Annotated in this window: 17 protein-coding genes, 1 tRNA gene and 1 pseudogene; 10 read left to right on the top strand and 9 right to left on the bottom strand. The window is 62.4% G+C overall.

What is annotated here, in order from left to right; genetic code table 11:
* Positions 1–26 precede the first annotated feature (26 nt).
* From HAP40_RS23205 to HAP40_RS23190, 4 genes are read left to right on the top strand one after another with little or no spacing between them, the layout of a single operon-like run.
* Positions 27–584: a GbsR/MarR family transcriptional regulator gene (locus HAP40_RS23205; protein ID WP_166815540.1), complete on the top strand. Its 558-nt coding sequence runs from the start codon at positions 27–29 to the stop codon at positions 582–584.
* Between the two features lie 16 nt (positions 585–600).
* A complete protein-coding gene (locus HAP40_RS23200) occupies positions 601–1266 on the top strand; it encodes a DUF4166 domain-containing protein (RefSeq protein ID WP_166815541.1) in 666 nt (221 codons plus the stop codon).
* Positions 1263–2699, top strand: a complete 1437-nt coding sequence (locus HAP40_RS23195; protein ID WP_166815542.1) for a TIGR01777 family oxidoreductase — start codon at positions 1263–1265, stop codon at positions 2697–2699. Before HAP40_RS23200 ends, HAP40_RS23195 begins: the two co-directional genes overlap by 4 nt.
* Positions 2700–2759: 60 nt before the next feature.
* Entirely contained in the window at positions 2760–3209 is a 450-nt protein-coding gene (locus HAP40_RS23190; protein WP_166815543.1) for a hypothetical protein, read from the top strand.
* Here the strand turns inward: HAP40_RS23190 and HAP40_RS23185 are convergent.
* On the bottom strand, positions 3142–3993 hold the full coding sequence (locus HAP40_RS23185; RefSeq protein WP_166815544.1) for a LysR substrate-binding domain-containing protein: 852 nt from the start codon (positions 3991–3993) through the stop codon (positions 3142–3144). The genes HAP40_RS23190 and HAP40_RS23185 overlap by 68 nt on opposite strands.
* Before the next feature lie 110 nt (positions 3994–4103).
* Here HAP40_RS23185 and HAP40_RS23180 point away from each other — a divergent pair, with 110 nt between their 5' ends.
* On the top strand, positions 4104–4526 hold the full coding sequence (locus HAP40_RS23180) for a tautomerase family protein (protein WP_166815545.1): 423 nt from the start codon (positions 4104–4106) through the stop codon (positions 4524–4526).
* A gap of 52 nt (positions 4527–4578) precedes the next feature.
* Here HAP40_RS23180 and HAP40_RS23175 read toward each other — a convergent pair whose 3' ends face one another.
* The gene (locus HAP40_RS23175) at positions 4579–5292 is read right to left on the bottom strand and encodes a DNA helicase (protein WP_166815546.1); all 714 of its coding nucleotides are present in this window, start codon (positions 5290–5292) and stop codon (positions 4579–4581) included.
* Between the two features lie 172 nt (positions 5293–5464).
* The gene (lipB, locus tag HAP40_RS23170; protein WP_166815547.1) at positions 5465–6202 is read right to left on the bottom strand and encodes a lipoyl(octanoyl) transferase LipB; all 738 of its coding nucleotides are present in this window, start codon (positions 6200–6202) and stop codon (positions 5465–5467) included.
* 83 nt (positions 6203–6285) lie between these two features.
* Between lipB and HAP40_RS23165 the strand changes: the two genes are divergently transcribed.
* Together HAP40_RS23165 and HAP40_RS23160 are read left to right on the top strand one after the other, a co-directional pair.
* Complete coding sequence (locus HAP40_RS23165; RefSeq protein WP_166819394.1) at positions 6286–6528, top strand: FliM/FliN family flagellar motor switch protein; 243 nt, start codon at positions 6286–6288, stop codon at positions 6526–6528.
* Between the two features lie 165 nt (positions 6529–6693).
* Positions 6694–6778, top strand: a tRNA-Leu gene (locus HAP40_RS23160).
* A 26-nt stretch (positions 6779–6804) separates the two neighbouring features.
* Here the strand turns inward: HAP40_RS23160 and HAP40_RS23155 are convergent.
* The 3 genes and pseudogenes from HAP40_RS23155 to HAP40_RS37370 form a co-directional block, all read right to left on the bottom strand.
* Positions 6805–8262: a tyrosine-type recombinase/integrase gene (locus HAP40_RS23155; RefSeq protein ID WP_166815548.1), complete on the bottom strand. Its 1458-nt coding sequence runs from the start codon at positions 8260–8262 to the stop codon at positions 6805–6807.
* A gap of 243 nt (positions 8263–8505) precedes the next feature.
* Entirely contained in the window at positions 8506–9747 is a 1242-nt protein-coding gene (locus HAP40_RS23150; RefSeq protein ID WP_246741327.1) for an ATP-binding protein, read from the bottom strand.
* A 315-nt stretch (positions 9748–10062) separates the two neighbouring features.
* A pseudogene (locus HAP40_RS37370) lies at positions 10063–10242 on the bottom strand (winged helix-turn-helix domain-containing protein); the annotation flags it as partial.
* Between the two features lie 199 nt (positions 10243–10441).
* Here HAP40_RS37370 and HAP40_RS23145 point away from each other — a divergent pair.
* From HAP40_RS23145 to HAP40_RS23135, 3 genes are all read left to right on the top strand, one after another.
* Positions 10442–10996 (top strand): MBL fold metallo-hydrolase, encoded by a 555-nt coding sequence (locus HAP40_RS23145; RefSeq protein WP_166815550.1) that lies wholly within the window; start codon positions 10442–10444, stop codon positions 10994–10996.
* Positions 10915–11538: a PD-(D/E)XK motif protein gene (locus HAP40_RS23140; protein WP_166819395.1), complete on the top strand. Its 624-nt coding sequence runs from the start codon at positions 10915–10917 to the stop codon at positions 11536–11538. The genes HAP40_RS23145 and HAP40_RS23140 overlap by 82 nt, the downstream gene beginning before the upstream one ends.
* 86 nt (positions 11539–11624) lie before the next feature.
* Positions 11625–12344: a hypothetical protein gene (locus HAP40_RS23135; protein WP_166815551.1), complete on the top strand. Its 720-nt coding sequence runs from the start codon at positions 11625–11627 to the stop codon at positions 12342–12344.
* 571 nt (positions 12345–12915) lie between these two features.
* On the opposite strand, the gene HAP40_RS23130 is transcribed toward HAP40_RS23135, so the two are convergent.
* The 3 genes from HAP40_RS23130 to chrA all read right to left on the bottom strand — a co-directional run bounded on the left by HAP40_RS23130 (position 12916) and on the right by chrA (position 15022).
* Complete coding sequence (locus tag HAP40_RS23130) at positions 12916–13098, bottom strand: hypothetical protein (RefSeq protein ID WP_166815552.1); 183 nt, start codon at positions 13096–13098, stop codon at positions 12916–12918.
* A 79-nt stretch (positions 13099–13177) separates the two neighbouring features.
* Positions 13178–13333 carry a hypothetical protein gene (locus HAP40_RS23125; protein ID WP_166815553.1) on the bottom strand — a complete coding sequence of 52 codons (156 nt, stop codon included), beginning with the start codon at positions 13331–13333 and terminating at the stop codon, positions 13178–13180.
* Positions 13334–13807: 474 nt separating this feature from the next.
* Complete coding sequence (gene chrA, locus HAP40_RS23120; RefSeq protein ID WP_166815554.1) at positions 13808–15022, bottom strand: chromate efflux transporter; 1215 nt, start codon at positions 15020–15022, stop codon at positions 13808–13810.
* Between the last annotated feature and the right edge of the window lie 217 nt (positions 15023–15239).

Here is a 15239-nt window from a genome sequence, read left to right as displayed (position 1 = left end):
CGGCAGGCATGTCAGATATTTCTGTCATGACAGAAATCGCCGGAAAGAAGAAACTGCCCGCCGCCGTCGAGCGCTTCATCCTGCATTGGGGCGACATGGGGGACGGGTGGGGCGTCAACCGCTCGGTCAGCCAGATCCACGGGCTGCTCTATCTGGCCGAGGCGCCGATGACGGCCGAGGACATCGCCGACACGCTCGGCATGGCGCGCTCCAACGTCTCCAACTCGCTGAAGGAGCTGCTCGCCTGGAACCTGATCCGGCGGGTGCCGATCCTGGGCGATCGCCGCGACCATTACGAGGCCGAGACCGACATCTGGGAGGTCGCCGCCCGCATTGCCGCGCGGCGCAAGGAGCGGGAGCTGGATCCCGCGATCGCCGCGCTCCGGGCCTGCGTGTCCGATGCCACCGACGATCCCACCATCAATCCGGTCGCGAGCAAACGACTGAAGGAGATGCTCGCCTTCACCGAGCTCGCCGACCACTGGTTCATGCAGATGCTGAAAGTGCCGCGGCCGCGGCTGGCCGCCCTGATGCGGCTTGGCGAGAAGATCGTGAGCCTGCTGCCGCTGGGCAAGGCCAAATAGTGTTGAGGAGGGTGCGATGACGTCGGCTCGACTATCAGGCTCAGGCGCAACTCCCTCCGCTCACACCAGACTGCTCGACGACCGCCGCTTCCGCGCGCTGCTGTCGGACGAGGATTGGGGCCGTCTGCCGCTCGCGACCTGGCGGCGTTTCTCCAAGCGCGTCGCCGACGGCGACAGCGTCGTCTATGTCGGCGTCGTCGACGAGGTCTGTTTCAGCGACATCGGCTGGTGGTTCGCGCAGGCCGCGCGCCTGATCGGCGGGCCGCTCCCCACGGGGCGCGACACCGGTGTGCCGATGATCGTCACGGTCACCGAGGACGGCGCCACCGGCGGCCAGACCTGGACCCGCATCTGCGCGCGCAAGTGCGGCTTTCCGCAAGTCATCCATTCGGCAAAGCGCTTCGCAGGCCCGACCGGACTTGAAGAGTATGTCGGCTTCGGCGTCTCGATGGCGCTCCGCATCGCAGTCGAAGGCGAGACGCTGACCTTTCGCAGCGCCGGCTATGGCTTGCAGCTCGGATCTCTGTGGATCCCACTGCCGCCATGGCTCACCCCGGGCGATCTCACGGTGACGCATCGCGACCTCGGCGAGGGCGCGTTTCGCTTCACTCTCGATGTCATTCATCGGCGTTACGGCGCGCTGATCCACCAGTCCGCCTTGTTCAGGGAGGCCGTATCATGACGCCGCTGTTGTGGACGCTCATCGCCATCCAGATCGTGATGGGCGTATTCGACACCTTCTATCACCACGAATTCACCGAGCGCCTGGCCTGGCGCCCGTCGCAGCGTTTCGAGCTGAAGCTGCACGGCATCCGCAACATGCTCTATGCGCTGCTGTTCCTGTTGCTCGGCTGGCTCGAGGTCTATGGCGTGCTGGCGCTCTTGATCATTGCGGTGCTGGTCGCCGAGATCGTCATCACGCTGATGGATTTCGTCGAGGAGGATCTGAGCCGGAAGCTGCCGCCGAGCGAGCGCATCAATCACACGCTGCTCGCAATCAACTACGGCGCCATCCTGGTGCTGCTGCTGCCGGTGCTGATCGACTGGGCGATGCAGCCCTTTGGCGTGACGGTCGTCTACCAGGGCCTGCTCAGCATCGCCGCGACGGCCTGCGCGGTCGGCGCATCGCTCTGCGGCGTCAGGGATTTTGCGGCGATGCGCCGGCTCGGCCGCATGCGAAGCGTCCCGGCGCAGGGACTCGTCGAAAAGCTGCCGGGACGCAAGACCGTGCTCATCACCGGCGCCACCGGCTTCATCGGCAGCCGGCTTGCTGCGAGCCTCAGTGGGGCAGGGCACCACGTCATCGCCCTGATCCGCAACCCCGCCAAGGCCGAGATGCTGCCGCCGCCGGTGACCCTGATCACCAGCCTCGATCAGCTCGCCGCGGACACGCCGGTCGATGCCATCGTCAATCTCGCCGGCGAGCCGATCGGCAACGGCCTGTGGACCCAGGCGAAGCGCGCCAAGATCATCGGCTCCCGAACCGACATGACCGGAGAGGTGGTGAAGCTGATAGCACGGCTCGACCGCAAGCCCGAGGTGCTCGTCAGTGGCTCCGCGATCGGCTGGTACGGTCTGTGGGCGGATCAGGTGCTGACGGAGTCGGCCAAGTCCCACGCCTGCTTCAGTCACGAGCTCTGCGCGGCGTGGGAGAAGGCGGCGCGGCCGGCGGAAGAGTGTGGCGTCCGCGTGGTCTATTTGCGCATCGGCCTCGTGCTCGGCACCGAAGGCGGCTTCATCACGCGCATGCTGACGCCGTTCGAGTTCGGGCTCGGCGGTCCGCTCGGCACTGGGCGGCAGTGGATGTCCTGGATCGAGCGCGACGATCTCATTCGCCTGATCGCCTATGTGATGGCGACGCCCGATCTCACTGGTCCCGTCAATGCCACCGCGCCGATCCCGGTCACGAATGCGAAGTTCACCGAGGAGCTCGGCCGCCGTCTGCACCGGCCCGCGGTGTTTCGCATCCCCGGCAACCTGCTGCGCCGGATCGGCGGCGGCTTTGCCGACGAGCTTCTACTCGGCGGCCAGCGCGTGCTGCCCAACAAGGCGCTGAGCCGCGGTTTTGTGTTTCGGCACGAGACGCTGCGCAGCGCGTTCGAGGCAATCCTGTGAGGTGATGATGTGTCTGGCGATATCCTTTCGCGCGTGGCGTCTGGCTGGATTCGCGCCTGCATGGCCGTGACCGCTGCATTGGACGTGCTGGTGCTGTTCAGCGTGTCCCTGTTCGGCGGAGGGCCGGTTGAACTCTTTGGGTTCATCGTCATCATGGTCGTATTCGGATTGCCGCTGACTATGGTCTTGACCTGTCTGCTGTCCGGGATTCCATCTGCCATTGTCATATGGCTTGGCGAATGGCTCGCGATACGCTCCGTCCTGTTCTATGCCGGTGCTGGAGCTGCGATTGGCACGCTGATCGGGGCGTTCATCTTCCCGATGGTGCTTCCGGCCGTCGTCATCTTTGCCGCCGCCGGATGTCTGGGCGGGGTCGTCTACTGGTTCGCGGCGGGGTGGTCTGCGGGCAATCAACACGGCGATGATCCGACGGATGCACCTCTCAGGCGGCTCTGCTCCGGAACGTCGCCGCGATCGTGCGCAGTGCGGCGAGTTTTGTGGGGTCGCTGACCTTCGAATGCAGCATCACCTTGGAGCTGCCCAGCTTCGGCAGCTTGTGCGCGGGACCGATATCGACCAGCCCGGGAGGCGCGATCCGCCGCGCCAGCGGTGCGATGGCAAGTCCGGCGAGAGCGGCCGCGACCACTGCGGTGACGCCGCCGCCGACAAAGCGCTCGCGCCAGGCGATGCCGGCCCTGTCGAGCGCGCGCACGGCGATGGCGCGGACGCCGCAGGGCGGGGCGAGCGTCGCAAGCGGTAGCGGCTCGCCCTTCGGCAAAGTGAAACGTCGTGCGGCGAACCAGCCAAACTCGTCCTCGGCGAGTTTTTCGCCGCCGCGGCGGCTGCCTTCCTGGCGGACGATCACCGCATCGAGTTCGCCTGCATCGTAGGCATCCTGCATCTCGCGCGAGAAGCCGATGGTGACGGCAAGCGTGAGGTTTGAGGACATCGCATGCAGCCGTTCCAGCAGCGGCACCAGTTCGGGGCCGGCGGCATGATCGGAGATGCCGAGCGAGAGTGACTGCGCAGCCGATGCTTCGTCCGACAGTGCGCGGTCATGCGCCGCCATCAGCGCGCGGGCGCGTTCGAGAAACGCGACGCCGTCGGCGGTGAGCCGGACCGCGCGCGGCGAGCGTTCGACGAGGCGCTTTCGCAGCAAGATCTCCAGCCGCTGAAGCTTCAGGCTGACGGCGGCCTGGGTCGCCCCAAGCGCCTCGGCAGCACGCGTAAAACTCTGGAGGTCGGCGACCAGCAGGAAGGCCCGGACGGTGGCGATGTCGAGTGTCGCTGCCATTATGATTCATTATCACTGGTATCAATTGAGATAAGATACCAAAATGATCGGGGAAGGTCTAGCTTCTCACCAACGCCGCACCAAGCCCGCGGCAATCGAGGAGAACGACAATGCCCCTGATCACCGTGTCCTACACCACGTCCCGCCGGTCGGCCTCGCTGAAGGCCGACATCGCGGGCGCCGTCTCCGAGCTCACCGCAAGAATTCTGCGCAAGGACCCCAGGGTCACCGCCATCATCGTCAAGTCGGTCGATGCGGACGACTGGTTCGCCGGCGGCAAGTCGCTCGCCGAGCAGAACCTTGCGAGCTACTGGATCGACATCCACGTCACCGAAGGCACCAACACCAAGGACGAGAAGGCGGATTATCTCGCCGCGATGTTCCAGCGCATGGCCGAAATCCTGGGGCCGCTGCATCCCGAGACCTATCTGCATGTCGACGAGGTCAAGGGCGATGCCTACGGCTTTGGCGGCCTGACCCAGGAGCGGCGCTACATCGCCGGCAAGCTCGAGGTGTCGCTCAAGGCGGCGTGATGCCGGAAGCCACGGGTGAGCGATCTCACCCGAGGCCTCGCGGCATTGATCGTCAGCTCGCCGCCCGGAACTGGATTTCGGCGTTGTTGATGAAGCAGGTCTTGTCGAACAGCGTCAGGTCGAGCGGGTTCGGCAGCCTGATATCGTCGAGGTCCGGGCAGGGCTTGACCGTGGGATTGTAGGATCGGTCGATCTGCGAGATGAAGACGATGATCAGTCCCTTGTTACGCGCGAAGGATTTCAGCGCACGCACCTGAACGGTCAGATCGGGAGTCTCCCGCCTCTGGTCGAGCAGTTGCAGATAGTCGATCACCACGAACGTGCCGCGAGGTGAAGCGGCCATTTGCTTGACGACGTAATCGGCGCTGATGGCGTCGGAGCAGTCGATCTCGAATAGTTGGCCGAACTGGGCGGGGTCCACACCGATCGCGCGGAGGCGATCCATCACGTCTCGCACGGTATATTCGAGCGAAAAGAACGCGGCGCGCTGGCCGCATTTCATGGCTTCGACGGCAAGCTCGAGGCTCATCAGCGTCTTACCCTGTCCGGGCCGGGCCCCGACCAGCACGAGATCGCCCGGTCGGAATTGCGGGAACAGCTTGCTGGCCGGCGTCACGGCTGCGGCTTTCGCCGCGAGGATGCTCCAGGCAGGAAACCCTTCCGTCGCAGCGACGCGGTCAAGCGCGTCGTGCAGCGGAATGCCCCCCTCGCGGGATAGCCGCTTCGCCTTCCGCTTCAAATGGTAGATCGGCGCGGACAATCTCATCGTCAAAACCTCCCATTGCGAGCATGGATCGCAATCCCTCCTTATGCCGGGTGCTCGAACAGTCGGCCGATGATCAATCGCCCGGCATGAGGTCTGCTTTCCCGGCGGAGGGGGGAGGCGTGGGCGGCACCGGAGTCGAGCATAGCCGATTCTGCGAAGAACGCAGAAAGTGTCAGGCCACCACTTCCGGCAGCAGCGCGCTCGTCGGCCCGAACAATTCCTCGAAAGCCTGCCGGAGCGCGATGTCGACGTCGGCCATGGTCACGAGCTGGCCGAGATCGACCAGCGAGGTGACGCCGTAGCGGGAATCGACGACCCCGCAGGGCACGATGCCGGCGAAATGCGACAGCTCCGGCTCGACGTTGATGGCGATGCCGTGGAACGACACCCAACGCTTCAGCCGGACGCCGATCGCCGCGATCTTGTCCTCATGCTCGGGCCCTTTGTCGGGCCGCCTGACCCAGACGCCGACCCGGTCCTCGCGCCGCTCGCCGCGGATGTTGAATGCGGCCAGCGTGCGCAGGATCAGCTCCTCCAGGCTCGCGACGTAGGCCCGCACGTCAGGCCGGCGCCGCTTGAGGTCGAGCATGATGTAGGCCACGCGCTGACCGGGGCCGTGATAGGTGAGCTGCCCGCCGCGCCCGGTCGCAAAGGTCGGGAATCGGGGATCGAGCAGGTCCGATTCCTTGCCCGAGGTCCCGGAGGTGTAGAGCGGGGGGTGTTCGAGCAGCCAGACCAATTCGGGGGCTTCGCCCGCGGCGATTTGAGCGACTCGCGCCTCCATGGCGGCAACGGCCTCCGGATAGGGCACCGGCGCGTCCGAGATTCGCCACGCGACGGGCGCGCCGCCTGCGGCGGAAAACGCCGTCAAATCGAGGTCTTGGCGGGGGTTTTGAGGCAAATTAACCATTGGCTAACCATAACGTGGTGATCATCGCGGGAGCAAATGCCAAGTCCTTTGGCTTAGGTCCTTTAGTTGCGGCGGTCCTGACAGTGCCCACTCTCGATAAAGTCACCGTGGATCTCATGGTCGTCCTCGGGACGACCACCATGCCGGTCCATCAGGTATTACGTCTTTCCCGCGGCGCCATCATCGAGCTGGACGCGACCGAGGCCGACGAGGTCAAGGTGTTGGCCAACAACCTGCCGGTCGCCTCCGGCGTCGTGCTGGTCGATCGCAACCGGATCGCGGTCGAGGTCAAGCAGATGCTGCCGCGCTCGCCGGGGACGCGATAGCGACCCGGGCAAGGCCCGGGCTTCCGATAGGGCCGATCCGGGGTCGGATTTCCTGCCAAGCTTGTGGAATTCGAGGTCTTTGCAGGCTTGTATCCCCCTGATGGATTTGTTAGATCGGCGGCCGCTGATCCGGCCAGCCTAACGACCTCAGGCCGGCATCTCCTAGCGCTCGTGGCGGAACTGGTAGACGCGCTGCCTTGAGGTGGCAGTGGGTAACACCGTGGGGGTTCGAGTCCCTCCGAGCGCACCATAAACCCACATTTCACCTTGAAATGATTAGGCTTTTTTCTGGGTGTTACCCGGGAATGTTACCACCCCGTTCCGGTCCCTCGTTCGTGAACTGTTCGCCCGCGGCACTAGCCAATCGTCGACTGACTGGCTCCGGTCGAACGTGACGATCTTCTCCATCCCGGTGATCCCGAGCCTCTCTCGATTCGCCTGTGCGATGTAGTGCGCGGGCATTTTGGGGTCGGTCCAGCCGAACATGGCCATCATCTGGCTCTCGGTGCAGTCGGCGTAGGCGGCCACTTCGGCCCGCGCCTTGCGGACGCCATGGCAGCTCTTCTTCGGCTCATTCACGCCAGCCAGGACCGCATATTTCTTGAATTTGGCTGCCCATGCCTTTTTGTTCATCGGCAGGACACGGCCGCGCACGAGCTTGCCAGTGAATACCTCGGCGCCGATGATGTTTGCCGCACGGGCAGCCCTGAGGCTCTCGGCGAACTCCGGATGGACGGGCACCGTGACGGTGGTATTGCCCCGGCTCTTCTCGGTGGCGATCTGCACGGCCATTTTCCGAACGATCTGCCGCAGGTGGGGTGGCCCGAAACGGTGGGCATCTCCAAGCCGCAGAAACGTGTAGTGCAGGATGTCGAACATGAGCCGGGCTTCGGTGCCCAGCGACCACTTCGCCCGATAGCGGGCCATGTCATCCTCGGTCCAGGGCAGAAAACCGCCAGTCTCGCGGCTCGCTTTTGCCTTGCCGGACTTCAGGCCGATGGTCGGATCGTCATCTTCGTCGAGGTGTCCTTCGTCGATCATCCAGCGGATCATGCCCCGAACCGCCGACAGCAAATTGCCCGCCTGCGACGGGGTCCGCGCCTTCATCTCCGCTCTGATCACCTTGCGCGTCAGCACGGCAAACGGCTTCTCGCCATTCTCAGGCAGCAGTGACTCTATCAGTCCGGTGCGTTGGAGCCTGGTCGACTCCGCAAGACCCTCGTGACCGACACTGAGATCGCCGAGCCAGTGATCACTTTGCTTATAGCCGTTCCAGTACCAGCGCAACGTACCAGGGAGTGCCGGCGTCTTCGGCAAAGCAGGGCGCTCCTCGTTGCGCTGCTTCTGTGCGTTGATGTAATCGCTCCCGTCGCCGTACAGCGCGATCTGGCTGGCAACCGCCACATCAACCTCGGCGTTGAACTCAGCCGTGTCGTATTCAGCCCTGATCCGGATCTTCGGCAGCTTGTTGCGCAGCTGCACGTAATACCTGACTTGACCACGTTGGCTTACGTCGACTTGCAGGTAACGACGTTCCGGCTGGTCCGGCTTCGCCAAGCCTTTGACGCGGCGCATGCGCAGAACTCCCCCCAGCGCGGCAACGCCGGCCTCATAGGCAGCGTCGAACGCTGACGTTCCGTATTCCTCGGCGATCCCGATCCTTCTTCCTTTGCGGCTGACCCTCACGTACCAGCGCAGTGAGCCGGACTCGGAATAGTTGAAGTAGAGGTACATTCGGCGATCCCCGCTCGCGCGGGGGTCGCGTCTTTCCGTCCCAAGCATTGGTGTCTCCATGGACCAATGCTCGGAGTCTAGCGATGCGGTGACTCCGCATCAATTGCATAAGGTGCGTTTCACCCGCTTTCGGTGCTTTTCAGGTACCGCTGTAGCGCTTCGGAGGGTTTCCAAACCTCGTCGCCATTGCCGGCGCGTTCGATCAGCGTGGGACCTGCCGTTAGCACGATCCGAATATGGCCTTCACCATCGACCACGACAGCATTCGCGCCGGCTTGCCGCTTCGACGGATCCCATCGTAAAGACGAGGGTGGTCCCGAGCGCGATACGCAGCTCCATTTCTAAGCGCTCGTCTCGTCGCGACATGGCCCGAAGGCTGGACAGCGCGCGCGTTGCACGATCTCGGCACTCGGTCATCAATGCGAGCCGCAACAAGATCGGCGCATACCCAGCCGTCAATCTAATACCAATCCATTCATCTCCGCCTACTGAGAATGACCAGTCGAGCGCAACACGAACATTGTCGAGTTCTTTGACATCGGCGTCGACCTCTAAAGCTCCGGGGCTCGAGTGGAGATCGGACTTCGGTGACGAGAATGCCTGCTGGAAGTATTTTGCGTGGTATTTGGCGCCAAGTTCGGCCTCTCCGGAGCCGGCAGCCTTCTCAAGGGCGTAGGCCCTTATTGTCTCCAGCAATCGCCATCGCGTCGAGCCGTCGACCATCACGAGCGATTTCGCGACAAGATTTGAGAGTTGTTCAATTATCTCTGCATCATCGAGGTCAGTGTCGCTCATCACATAAATCGCTGCGTCCAGCGTAAAGCCTGCAGCGAAGATCGCTAGTCGTTGCAGAAGACGCCTCTCCTGTCTGGTCAGGAAGTCATAGCTCCAATCTAGCGTCGCGCGCAGCGTTTGATGTCTCGCGAGGGCAGTCCGATGACCAGAAGTGAGCAATTTGAAGCGATCGCCAAGCCTGGCGGCTAGCGCGTCTAAGCCCAACGTTGCGGCTCGTGCTGCGGCAAACTCAATCGCGAGAGGAATACCATCAAGGCTGCGACAGACCTCCGCGACCTTCCCGAGCTGAGACTTTTCGGTCGCGATGCGACATTGGCCTGCGCGCGTTCTGGTGAGGAAAAGCTGTACCGCGCCATACTCCTCGGCGCGGTCCGTCTTGTCGCAGTCCTGTGGGGGCACCTCGAGCGGCGGGACGCTATAGACGTACTCTCCTTCAATTCGCAGCGCCTCGCGGCTGGTCGCCAAGATGGAAGCCGCGGGACACATGCGGACAATCGTATCAGCAAACGTCGCAGCAGCGCCGATCAGATGTTCGCAGTTGTCGAGGATGAGAATCGCTTGCTTCTTACCAATCGCGCGGGCGACGGCCTCAAACGAGATCTCGTCCCCTCCTAGCCGGAGACCGAGGGCATGAGAGACGGCAGACGCAAGAAGATTTGCGTCCATCAGCGATGCGAGTTCGACCAGCATGCAATCGCCGTGGAACGATGGGAAGACAGTGCGGCCAATTTCCATCGCCAATGCGCTCTTGCCTATGCCTCCCGGGCCAGTCAAAGTAATTGTGCGATGATGAGACAGAGCCGCGCACAATTGGTTCAATTCTAACTCTCGACCAATAAGAGCCGAAACCGGCACGGGCAAGTTTGTCGTAAAGGGTGACTCGGACGCTTGACCTATGCTGCCGCGCGCAGAACTCGTCGGTGGGCGAGGCGTCCATGTACCGGTCAGCCGGTAGCCTCGACCGGACTCGGTCTTCAGAAAATTACGGTCCCTCCCGAGTGCCTTCCGTACTGCCGAGATGTGAAACTGAAGAGTGTTCTCCTCAACGAAGAGCCCAGACCAAACTCTTCGCATCAGTTCGTGCTTGCTGACGAGTTCACCGCCCGCCAGGAGAAGCGTTTCGACGATGTCGAATGCGCGGCTTCCGACCGGAACGCGAGAGCCGTGCAATCTCAACTCTCGCATGGAGAGATCGATCTCCCAGGCGCCTGACGTATACACAAGCGACTGAACTCGTCCGATCAAAGGTCGCTCCGGTTCCAAGAGCTTCTCTCAGAATTCCTCAGGAAGTTTATCACGGACTTAAAGCTCTTACGGGATAAAGCAAGCGCTCCGGACTTATTTCGCGGTAGTTCATCAATTTGAACAAGAGGAGCAGCGACTGATGAACCTCGGGTTGAGATCTTTGGCGTGCGCCGCCCTAATCGCGCTGTCGATAACGGCTGCCAAATCGGACGAGCCGCAGCTGGGCGGCTGGGTGGATCAGCAGGCTCCCGGCTTCTATCGTCTTCGGATCGGTGAGTTTCGGATCACAGCTCTGTCGGACGGGACGGCTTCCCGCGATCTTCCAAAAATCATGAGCAAGTCGAGCGAAGTAAGCGCAGCTTTCGCTGCATCGCACGAAGAGCTTCCGACAGAGGTTTCGATCAACTGTTTTCTGGTAGACACCGGAGCAAGAAGGATACTTGTCGACACCGGGGCGGGCGCCCTCTTCGGTGAACGGTCAGGGCGGCTCGTAAGCAATATGCGCGCGGCTGGGTATGATCCGGACAAGATCGACGCAATCCTATTGACTCACATTCATGGCGACCACTCCGGAGGACTGACGGTCGCGGGGAAACGAATCTTTCCGAAAGCATTGGTTTACGTCGATCGTCGAGACGCCGAGCATTGGCTATCCTCGCCGGGATGCGAGCCAGCGATAGCGCTCCCTGCCTAATGCTGCAGACCACCCTGGCTGCCGATGCCCTGTTCGAACTTGGCGGAATGCGACTGAACACTGTCCCCGACGAATCCGGACCGTTTCTCGTTCTCTCTTTGGAGGACAGCAGCCGACGTGACCTTTTTTCGACGATCTGCGCAGATGTCGTGTCTGCCGCGGCACAGGCCGGGACGGCAGACGCCTTGGCACAATTTCTCGCCCGGCTGGATGCCTGGCGACAGTTTCTTCGAGATCGGCGCGATGGACTGTCAAGGTCGGAAACAATCGGCCTGATGGGCGAGCTTCTTGTTCTGGAGCAGCTGCTCGCTGTCGACCCGTACAGCCTGGCGGCTTGGCAATCGCCCAACGATGGCTTGCACGACTTCCAGAGCAACGGCCACGCTCTCGAAGTGAAAGCCGGACTCGGGCCTTCGTCTTCCATCACGATCTCTGCGCTCGACCAGCTTGATGCAGCAGGCCTTCGGCGGCTTGACCTGCTCCACATCAGGCTCGTTGAGGTATCGACAGGACCAGGCGATGGGCTGTCACCTACAAGCTGAATGAAGGCGCAACCGCGGCGGAGATCAAAGCTGCCCGCACCAAGCTCGCCGGAGACTTCGTCAAAGCCCTCCGTGATTTTCTGGCTGTGCCGGAGACGACCAAGCCATTCCCGGAGCGGAAGCCCGCCAGCTCAGACGCTTTCTTCTTCCCGCCAAGGTCGATCCTCGGCGCTGTCGGTGAAACGCAGGACCGCATCGAGTTTTATCTTGAGCACATCTCGGCATTTTACCTCCGAGTCATCCCGACCGTGGAGCTGCCCAGGCCGCTGCGGGAGAATGATCTGCTGCAGAAAGTCCATATGCTGGGTAACTTCGGAAAGTCTCACGGCGGGACACAGCGGACCAACGAAGACGGCGCCTGCATCTTCGACATGCGCGGTAACGGCACCTCGGGATATCTGGACAGCGTGTCCCAGGCATTTCGCAACGGTGAGCTTTGGGGCGTCAACGTCACGGTTCTTAGGCAAGGCCAGCGCGACAATCGGAATATGATCTATCAGAACGTCATTGAGCAGGTCTATATGGCGTCGCTCCCGCTGTACCTCGAATTCATCCAGAAGGTTTCAGGCGTCTCGCTGCCAGTAACGGTTGAAGCCGGCATGGTGGGCGTGAAGGGTTGGGAGCTGATCGTGGCAACCGACTACGGTCCCGCCAAATCTGCGGGTACGATGTACGATAACGTGAAGTTTCGTCGCCTGCTCAAGAGTGACGACGCGGAAACCCAGAGGAAGTTCTTGCTCCAATTCTTCGAGACCATCTTCGATCAGGTCGGCGTGGATAGGCCTCGCCTAAACGACTTCCCATGATTCCAGGCTTGCACATTAAATGTCTGCCGACTGCCGCAAAACGCACAATGGGGACCGTGAGCTTCGAAGATTTCGTGCAAAGCTGGCTGGCTGGGCTGTGCACCAGCGGATAAGGGAGAGCATCGTTCTAGAGAGGGCGCGCGCGAGAAGCGGCCGGACTCTCAGCGCTGCACTTACCGAGGCCAACTTGTCTCTGCCTTTCGGGCTTTGATCCTTCGCGCAAGGAATATTGAGCTCCTCGCCGGGGGCACTCGGGAAAGGGGCTCGTCTTCGGCGATCGCTATCACTGCCCCTGTCCCGGGTGCCGCTATTAACCGGTCTCGTCGCTGCACTCGGTCCCGCGTGCCGCCCTCGCCATCGCGAGGACGTCGCTATGCTCACGCTCTTGCGGGTGCCATCTCATCGGGCGATGCGCCTGCGGCGCACGCGGTTGGGGTCTGCGACCCCACGGCAGTCAAGGGCCATGCAAGCGCCGCAAGCGGCGCCCTTGACTGCCTTCCCCCGCTCATCGGCGCGGGCCTAGTCCGGTTGCATGCGCAACCGTCCTACAAGACTAGGAAATCCGATATGGTCAGGTGAATTCGGCCTGCCTTGCCGCAGCGTCGTAGACCTTGATTTGAATGGCAGGAAACCGGTCCTTCAGCTCGATGGCCGCTCTGTGTGCGCCTTCTCTGGTGGAGAAGGTCGTTTTGGCGTGGCCATCGACAATGATTGCGAATCCTTCGAGCGGAAGGTCGTGCAGGCGCTGGTGCATAATCGTTCAATATCCCCCGTGCGGCGGATTTGGCGTGAGTCGTGTGGACCGTTCAAGCCATGGCTAGTGCCGATCGTGATCAGGTCAGTCGGACAAGCGTCGGATCGCGACGATGCGCCAACGAGCGCCGTCGAACCATTTCTCGGCGGCGCTGCGTGCTGAGTCTTCGTTCAGAGCTTTGGTCGGTCTTCAGGTTCCGCTCGCCATCGGCCAGCAGAATTCGAAACATCGCCATCTGCGACTCCCTTTGTTTGGAGGAGAGGTTGGCGCTGCATGGTTAATGGAAGGTTGGCGGGCTCCGCCTTGGGTTCCCTAGAGCCGAACGGGACATTCGAGTGCATGGCCGAGCACCCAGAGCTGAAAGGATCCCATTGGGGTCGAAATGAACCTTTCGATCGAGATTGCTCGAATAAACCATTGAAATCGCAGAAAATGCGAACGCCCTCCGAGCGCACCAATCGAAATAAGCCATTGATACGGAATGGATTTCCTCGATGATTCCATTTCCACATCGTTGCCCGCAGGGAATGTCCAGCCAATCTCCCCGCTTGATCTTGTGGGGCTCACAACCGTTGCAGTCTTCTTTGAATCTATCTCCTGCCAAGAAGAATCGGCGACTGCTCACGAGAGGAACGAGGCATAGCCCAGCGTAGAGATCGGCGGCCCCGCATCATCCGGCTTTAGCGAGACGAACTATGTGGGCCTGAAGTCACACAAGCGTCATCGCCATGCCCGCGGCAGCGCTGAAGGCGACGACGATGAGCGGAGGGGCACGCCAGGCGACCAGCAGGACGAAGCCGACAAGAGCGATGCCGAAGTCACGTGGCGAATGCACGCTCGTCGTCCACACCGGATCATACAGCGCAGCGCCCAGCACGCCGACCACGGCGGCGTTGACACCCCGCATCATGGACTGGGCGCCGGCGCGCCTCCGGAACGAGTCCCAGAACGGTAGAGCGCCGAGCAGGACCAGAATCCCGGGCAGGAAGATGCCGATGAGGCCGAGCGCCGCGCCGGCGAGCCCGTGCGGCTCCGGAGAGACCACGGTGCCGAGATAGGCCGCGAAGGTGAAGAGCGGGCCCGGCACCGCCTGGGCGGCGCCGTAGCCTGCGAGGAAGGCGTCGTCGCTCAACCAGCCTGGTGCAACGAAGGCCTCACGCAGCAGCGGTAACACGACGTGGCCACCGCCGAAGACAAGCGCGCCGGAGCGATAGAACGCGTCGAACAGAGCGATGCCCGTGGATGATGTCAGGCCCCGCAGCGCCGGCAGCCCCGCCAACAGGACGAAGAACATCCCGAGCGTGATCAGGCCCACGGTCCGCGACACCCGGATTTCAACGTGTCCGGACGGTGTCGGCGCCTCGCTGCGGCACAACCACAGGCCGGCGAGCCCGCCGAGAACGATTGCGCCGATCTGGGCGACCGAAGCCGTGCTGAAGAGGATGATCAATGCCGCCACAACCGCGATCGACGCGCGCTCGTGGTCGGGACAAAGGTTGCGCGCCATGCCACAGACCGCCTGCGCCACGATGGCGACCGCGGTCAGCTTGAGCCCGTTGAGCAGGCCGGCGCCAACCGGCCCGCTTAGTTCGCTGGCGCCGTAGGCGAACAGGACGAGGATCACGGCCGAGGGCAGGGTGAATCCGATCCAGGCTGCGAGCGCGCCCAGATAACCGGCCCGCATCAATCCGATCGAGAAGCCGACCTGGCTGCTGGCCGGGCCCGGCAGGAATTGACACAACCCTACGAGATCCGCGAAGGCGTGCTCGTCGATCCACCTCCGCCGCAGGACGAACTCGTCGCGGAAGTAGCCGATGTGAGCGATCGGACCGCCGAAGCAGGTCAGTCCCAATTTGAGGAAGATCAGGAGCAGTTCGGCAGGCGAGGTGGCGCTCTTGCTCTCCTCAATCGCGTCGTCGCTCATAACTTTTCCTTCGCACAGCATCGTTGCGTACTAACGCTTATCGAATTTCGATAAAAGGGGCGACTCTCGCGTTGGTTCCAGCTAATGCGAACTTCCCCAACTCAACTTCTTTTGTTGGCGGAGACTGCTCGTCCGGCTGTCGCGGGACGATCGACTGGTGTTACTCATGGCCTCCGAAGGAGGTCAGAGCGATGGCGAAGAGTGATCGACGCGGAGA

The sequence above is a fragment of the Bradyrhizobium sp. 1(2017) genome (genome assembly GCF_011602485.2).
Lineage (GTDB): Bacteria > Pseudomonadota > Alphaproteobacteria > Rhizobiales > Xanthobacteraceae > Bradyrhizobium.
The sequence above is the reverse complement of the archived record's forward strand: the minus strand, read 5'-3'. Positions and strand labels throughout refer to the sequence as shown.

Excerpts from the sequence above, each read along its gene's own strand:
- HAP40_RS23205 (WP_166815540.1), top strand. The coding sequence starts at position 27 with ATGACAGAAATCGCCGGAAAGAAGAAACTGCCCGCCGCCGTCGAGCGC.
- HAP40_RS23200 (WP_166815541.1), top strand. The coding sequence starts at position 601 with ATGACGTCGGCTCGACTATCAGGCTCAGGCGCAACTCCCTCCGCTCAC.
- HAP40_RS23195 (WP_166815542.1), top strand. The coding sequence starts at position 1,263 with ATGACGCCGCTGTTGTGGACGCTCATCGCCATCCAGATCGTGATGGGC.
- HAP40_RS23190 (WP_166815543.1), top strand. The coding sequence starts at position 2,760 with ATGGCCGTGACCGCTGCATTGGACGTGCTGGTGCTGTTCAGCGTGTCC.
- HAP40_RS23185 (WP_166815544.1), bottom strand. The coding sequence starts at position 3,993 with ATGGCAGCGACACTCGACATCGCCACCGTCCGGGCCTTCCTGCTGGTC.
- HAP40_RS23180 (WP_166815545.1), top strand. The coding sequence starts at position 4,104 with ATGCCCCTGATCACCGTGTCCTACACCACGTCCCGCCGGTCGGCCTCG.
- HAP40_RS23175 (WP_166815546.1), bottom strand. The coding sequence starts at position 5,292 with ATGAGATTGTCCGCGCCGATCTACCATTTGAAGCGGAAGGCGAAGCGG.
- lipB (WP_166815547.1), bottom strand. The coding sequence starts at position 6,202 with ATGGTTAATTTGCCTCAAAACCCCCGCCAAGACCTCGATTTGACGGCG.
- HAP40_RS23155 (WP_166815548.1), bottom strand. The coding sequence starts at position 8,262 with ATGTACCTCTACTTCAACTATTCCGAGTCCGGCTCACTGCGCTGGTAC.
- HAP40_RS23150 (WP_246741327.1), bottom strand. The coding sequence starts at position 9,747 with ATGCTGGTCGAACTCGCATCGCTGATGGACGCAAATCTTCTTGCGTCT.
- HAP40_RS23145 (WP_166815550.1), top strand. The coding sequence starts at position 10,442 with ATGAACCTCGGGTTGAGATCTTTGGCGTGCGCCGCCCTAATCGCGCTG.
- HAP40_RS23130 (WP_166815552.1), bottom strand. The coding sequence starts at position 13,098 with ATGCACCAGCGCCTGCACGACCTTCCGCTCGAAGGATTCGCAATCATT.
- HAP40_RS23125 (WP_166815553.1), bottom strand. The coding sequence starts at position 13,333 with ATGGCGATGTTTCGAATTCTGCTGGCCGATGGCGAGCGGAACCTGAAG.
- chrA (WP_166815554.1), bottom strand. The coding sequence starts at position 15,022 with ATGAGCGACGACGCGATTGAGGAGAGCAAGAGCGCCACCTCGCCTGCC.